Origin of the sequence: Oribacterium sp. HCP3S3_B9 (assembly GCF_052064255.1) — a bacterium.
Lineage (GTDB): Bacteria > Bacillota > Clostridia > Lachnospirales > Lachnospiraceae > Oribacterium.
In genome coordinates, this window is record NZ_JBQHVY010000044.1 from 1 (window position 1) to 2,393 (window position 2,393).

1 protein-coding gene is annotated in these 2,393 nt (G+C 48.3%); it reads right to left on the reverse strand.

The genetic code is table 11. From position 1 onward, the window contains the following. Positions 1–118: 118 nt before the first annotated feature. A complete protein-coding gene (locus ACTNC3_RS11285; RefSeq protein WP_441227487.1) occupies positions 119–1,339 on the reverse strand; it encodes an MFS transporter in 1,221 nt (406 codons plus the stop codon). Positions 1,340–2,393 lie beyond the last annotated feature (1,054 nt).

The following is a 2,393-nucleotide window of genomic DNA, read 5'->3' on the forward strand; positions in this document are numbered from 1 at the left end:
TGCTGAAGAATCCAAAACCGCAGAGAGGACGAAGATAAAAAATGCCTGAACGGCGGTTCTGGTTTTTCAGAACCACCATCCAGGCATTTTGTTTAGTAATAGAAAAAGGTGCAGTTGATTATTGCGTATTGTCAATCTCTCTCAAACCGGGTAGTAAAAATACGGCAAGCGCAACGATGATAATGCCAATTCCGCAAATGACAAACCATTTCTCAACTCCCAGCCGCTCCGCCAGAGGCCCGGAAATGACAAGGCCAAACGGCATGGCGAGGGAAGCGGCGCTTGTCAGTAGAGAAAAAACTCTCCCCAGATATTCTGGTTTGACCGTTTCTTGAAAAATCGCATTTTGCACACCGTAAAATGGAGCGGAAATTCCCATAACAGTACAGCACACAACAAAGACAAGAAATGCGTCTGGCGGCAAAAGCCCGGAGAGCATACTGCTAACGCCCATCAGGAGAACGGAAAGACCGATGGTGTACCGCCGTTTCTTAAAACCGCCCCAAATGCTCAGAATGACTCCGCCAAGCAGCATACCAACCGCAAAAGCAATTTCAGCGGCAGAGGCATGGGCCGGTGTTCCTTTGAAGTATGACATACAGATGAGAGGAAAAAGCGTACTGATTGGCATATAAAAGAACATATAAATTACACCAATCCAGAGCAGAGCAAAGAGGCCCCTGTTTTGCTTTAATACCACATACCCCTCTTTCATATCCTGTAAAAACTGTTGTCTTTTCGTTTCTGGACATAGTTCAGGCGTTGGTATGGACGAAATCGCAACAGTCACACAGGCAAGGATTGCACCCACAATATCTAACAATATAATTGCATTAAGAGGCCAAACAGCATATAAAAACGCTGCGGCAGCTGGACTGATAATCGCACTTACTGCTTGCATGGTCTGCGTGTAACCAGCGCATTTTGTAAGTTCCTCTTTTGGCACAATCATAGGTGTTGCTGCGCTGAATGCTGGAGAATGAAAAGCAGTTCCCGCACTTCGGATTAACAGGACAACCATAATAGACCATACGGGCAATTCCATGTAAAACGCCACCAGCGCCAGAATACCGCCAGCGGCGGCAATTATCAAATCCGCACCAATCATTACGCTTTTACGGCTGTGCCGGTCAACAAAAGCACCTGCAAACGGGCCTAAACAGGCTTGCGGCAAAAATCCAATCAGTGTTGCCGCCGTCAATATGATTGCAGAATTAGTTTTCGCAACCAAATAAAAGATAATGGCCATTTGCAAAATACCGCTGCTAATAAAGGATATTGCTTGTCCGGCAAGAAGTGTAAAATAAGTTTTTCTCCATGAATTGTTGTTTTGGGTCATAATGCGAACCTCCTTTTTTATTGCATTGTTCCTTTGTTTCTGCAATAAAAAGCAGGCGTTGTCCCACAGAGAGGGCAGACGCCTGCATAACAACAAAGCACGAAAAAACACCACGATACAGTTCAAAGACTGCTCGTGTCAAACCTACGTGTTCCTTTGCATACGCACGCAAAAAAAGCCCACCATCATGTGGAAAGGTACTTCTACTTTTTATTACTTATTAGCGTACACAAATTAACACACGTAAGCCTCCTTCCAATCTCAAATTGTCGCACAGTATAACACACATCCGATAGACTTGTCAACCATTTTTAACCTTGTTTTCCATCTTGTTTTTCCATCTCTTACGGGCAGTAGCAAAGCCAGGCGAGCCAGTCAACGGTCAAGATGAACGGCGCTTTCAGCGCCGCCGTTGACAGTCTCGCCCGTCTTTGCTAATGGGTAATCAAGGCGGGAAAGCCATTTTAGGGCTTTCCCGCCCATTTCAATTTTGGGAGAAGAAAGGCCCCAAAATGAACGAGTGCGGCCAAACACTTTTAGGGATTGGCCACCTTGTCCACCCATCCAGCGGGGCGGCGGGGAACGGTCAAGGCCGGGCGTCAGCCCATTCATTTCAGCCTTGACGGTTTCCTGCCGTCCTGCTACTTTTCCCGGAGTGTGGCCACACATCTGGTCACGGTGTCCAGAGCTTTGGGACTTTTTGTCCCATAGGCCGGGGGCGGAGGACGAGGGACGGGGGCTTTCATAATACGCCCTGTCTGCTGCTGAAATCAGCCCTTTGTTTCCGGCTTACCAGCCCCAAACAAAGCCCTGCTTTCCTGCCGCGTCAAATGCCCTTGCCCTCCCCGGCGGCAACGGTATTTTCAGGGCAACGCCGACAGAGCGTATAACACACTACACTTTGCTCCGCAAAGTCGTGTGCCAAATGGGGCGCTGCCCCCTTTGGAAACCCCCGCAACAAACAGGTGCTATGCACCCAGCCGGGAGCATAGCGCCGTTTGTTGTCAGCAGCCCGTTTCACGGTCTGCGTGTAGTTCCTTGTAAACTGACCTAA